Origin of the sequence: Streptomyces sp. M-16, assembly GCF_052114405.1 — a bacterium.
In the GTDB taxonomy this organism is placed as follows: domain Bacteria; phylum Actinomycetota; class Actinomycetes; order Streptomycetales; family Streptomycetaceae; genus Streptomyces.
Genome location: NZ_JBFRER010000259.1, coordinates 1 through 3,145, shown reverse-complemented (window position 1 = coordinate 3,145; position 3,145 = coordinate 1). Strand labels below are relative to the sequence as shown.

The following is a 3,145-nucleotide window of genomic DNA, read 5'->3' as shown; positions in this document are numbered from 1 at the left end:
GGGCGAGGCGGCGCAGGCGGCGCAGGCGCAGGGTCCGTCCGGTCACTCGCGCCCCATGTCCCTGTGGACGACGACGGTCTCGACTCCCTCGGAGGCGAGGCGGGCGGCGAGCTTCTCGGACATGGCCACGCTGCGGTGCTTGCCGCCGGTGCAGCCGACCGCGATGGTCACGTACCGCTTGCCCTCGCGGCGGTAGCCGGTGGCGATGAGCTGGAGCAGTTCGGTGTAGCGGTCGAGGAACTCCTTGGCGCCGGGCTGGCTGAAGACGTAGCCCGAGACCTCCTCGTTGAGCCCGGTGAAGGGGCGCAGCTCCGGCACCCAGTGCGGGTTGGGGATGAAGCGGCAGTCGACGACGAGGTCGGCGTCGACGGGGAGGCCGTACTTGTAGCCGAAGGACATGACGGTGGCCCGCAGCTCGGGCTCCTCGTCGCCCGCGAACTGGGCGTCCATCTTCGCGCGCAGCTCGTGCACGTTCAGGCTGGAGGTGTCGATGACCAGGTCCGCGTCCCCGCGCAGCTCGCGCAGCAGGTCGCGCTCGGCGGCGATGCCGTCGACGATGCGGCCGTCGCCCTGGAGGGGGTGCGGTCGGCGGACCGACTCGAAGCGGCGCACCAGCGCGTCGTCGGAGGACTCCAGGAAGACGATGCGCCGGGTGACCCCGCGGGCCTCCAGGTCGGAGAGGGACTCGCGCAGGGCGTCGAAGAACTGGCGGCCGCGGACGTCGACGACGACGGCGATCCGCGCCACGTTGCCCTGGGAGCGGGCCCCGAGCTCCACCATGGTGGGGATCAGCGCGGGCGGAAGGTTGTCGACGACGAACCAGCCGAGGTCCTCCAGACACTTGGCCGCGGTGCTGCGGCCGGCCCCGGACATCCCGGAGATGATCACTAGTTCGGGGATGGCCGCCTCGGCGTTGTCGCCGGGCTCCACTGTCGTGCCCGTACTCACCTGTGCTCCGTCTCGGTCGTGCGTGGTCTCGTGCTCGGTCATTGCTCGGTCCCCCGTTCGGACGCTGCTCCCGCCGGCGCGGGTGCCTCGTCCTCCATGATCTCTCCTGTCGCCGTGTTGACGGCAGGACCGGCCGGGGGAGCCTGGGCGAGGGCCGCGGCCACGGTCTCGGCCGTCTTGCGTCCTATGCCCGGGACCTCGCAGATCTGGTCGATTGTCGCCTGTCTCAGCTTCTTCACCGAACCGAAGTGCTTGACCAGGGCATGCTTGCGGCTCTCGCCGAGGCCCGGCACCTCGTCCAGGGGGCCCGATTTCAGGCGCTTGCCGCGCTTGTTGCGCTGGTACTGGATGGCGAAGCGGTGGGCTTCGTCACGGACCCGCTGGAGCAGGTAGAGGCCTTCGCTGGTGCGGGGCAGCACGACGGGGTCGTCCTCGCCGGGCAGCCAGACCTCCTCCAGCCGCTTGGCCAGGCCGCACACCGCCACGTCGTCGATCCCGAGCTCCTCCAGGGCCCGCTTCGCGGCCGCCACCTGGGGCTGCCCGCCGTCGACGACGACCAGCTGGGGCGGGTACGCGAAGCGCTTGGGCCGCCCGTCGTCCTCCGCCACGCCCACCGCGCTCCCGTCGGCGCCGGCGTCCTGCGCGTCCTCGGGGGACCACTCCCCCGTCTTCAGCTTCTCCTGGAGGTAGCGGCGGAAGCGCCGGGAGACCACCTCGTGCATGGAGCGGACGTCGTCCTGTCCTTCGAAGGACTTGATCTGGAAGCGCCGGTACTCGCCCTTGCGGGCGAGGCCGTCCTCGAAGACGACCATCGAGGCCACCACGTCGTCGCCCTGGAGGTGGGAGATGTCGAAGCACTCGATGCGCAGCGGGGCGCCGTCCAGTTCCAGTGCCTCGGCGATCTCCTCCAGGGCGCGGGAGCGGGTGGTGAGGTCGCTGGCGCGCTTGGTCTTGTGCAGGGCGAGGGACTGCTGCGCGTTGCGGTGGACGGTCTCCATGAGGGCCTTCTTGTCCCCGCGCTGCGGGACGCGCAGGCTGACGTTCGAGCCGCGCCGCCCGGCCAGCCACTGGCCCAGGGCCCCGGTGTCCTCCGGGAGCACCGGGACCAGCACCTCCTTGGGGACGGCCTCTCCCCTCTCCTCCCCGTACAGCTGCTGCAGGGCGTGCTCGACGAGCCCGGCGGTGTCCACGGCCTCGACCTTGTCGGTGACCCAGCCGCGCTGGCCGCGGACCCGGCCGCCGCGGACGTGGAAGATCTGCACGGCGGCTTCGAGCTCGTCCTCGGCGACCGCGATCAGGTCGGCGTCGGTGGCGTCGGCGAGGACGACGGCGTTCTTCTCCATGGCCCGGCGCAGGGCCCCTATGTCGTCGCGCAGCCGGGCGGCCTTCTCGTACTCCATCTCCTCGGCGGCCTCGTGCATCCGCTGTTCGAGGCGGGTGAGGTAGGTGCCCGTGCGGCCGGCCATGAAGTCGCAGAAGTCCTCGGCCAGTTCCCGGTGTTCCTCGGGCGTGACCCGGCCGACGCAGGGCGCGGAGCACTTGCCGATGTAGCCGAGCAGGCAGGGCCGGCCGATCTGGGCGGAGCGCTTGAACACTCCGGCGGAGCAGGTGCGGACCGGGAACACACGGAGCATCAGGTCGACGGTCTCGCGGATCGCCCAGGCGTGCCCGTACGGGCCGAAGTAGCGCACGCCCTTCTTCTTGGGGCCGCGCATGACCTGCACGCGGGGGTACTGCTCGTTCATGGTGACGGCGAGGGAGGGGTAGCTCTTGTCGTCCCGGTACTTGACGTTGAACCGGGGGTCGAACTCCTTGATCCAGGAGTATTCGAGCTGGAGCGCCTCGACCTCGGTGGAGACCACCGTCCACTCGACGGAGGCGGCCGTGGTGACCATGGTGGCGGTACGGGGGTGCAGGCCCGCGATGTCCTGGAAGTAGCTGGCCAGGCGCTGGCGCAGGCTCTTGGCCTTCCCGACGTAGATCACCCGGCGGTGCTCGTCGCGGAACTTGTAGACCCCCGGGGAGTCGGGGATCTGCCCGGGCTCGGGACGGTAGCTGGAAGGGTCGGCCATGCCGCCCACCCTACTGGCGCGGGCCGACATCGGGCCGTACGCCGGCCCTGCCGCCCCGCCCCGGGGAGGGGCGGGGCGGGGCGGGGCGGGGGGCGGCCCCGCGGGGCCCGGCCCCTGGCGGTGGC

2 protein-coding genes are annotated in these 3,145 nt (G+C 71.6%); both read right to left on the bottom strand.

Features of this window, described 5'->3' with window-relative positions; translation table 11 throughout:
- Window positions 1-42: 42 nt before the first annotated feature.
- Window positions 43-990, bottom strand: a complete 948-nt coding sequence (gene rapZ, locus AB4039_RS41820) for an RNase adapter RapZ (RefSeq protein WP_030237204.1) — start codon at window positions 988-990, stop codon at window positions 43-45.
- Window positions 987-3,020, bottom strand: coding sequence for an excinuclease ABC subunit UvrC (gene uvrC, locus AB4039_RS41815; RefSeq protein WP_442273262.1), 2,034 nt, complete (start codon window positions 3,018-3,020; stop codon window positions 987-989). The genes rapZ and uvrC overlap by 4 nt, the downstream gene beginning before the upstream one ends.
- Between the last annotated feature and the right edge of the window lie 125 nt (window positions 3,021-3,145).

Excerpts from the sequence above, each read along its gene's own strand:
- uvrC (WP_442273262.1), bottom strand. The coding sequence starts at position 3,020 with ATGGCCGACCCTTCCAGCTACCGTCCCGAGCCCGGGCAGATCCCCGAC.
- rapZ (WP_030237204.1), bottom strand. The coding sequence starts at position 990 with ATGACCGAGCACGAGACCACGCACGACCGAGACGGAGCACAGGTGAGT.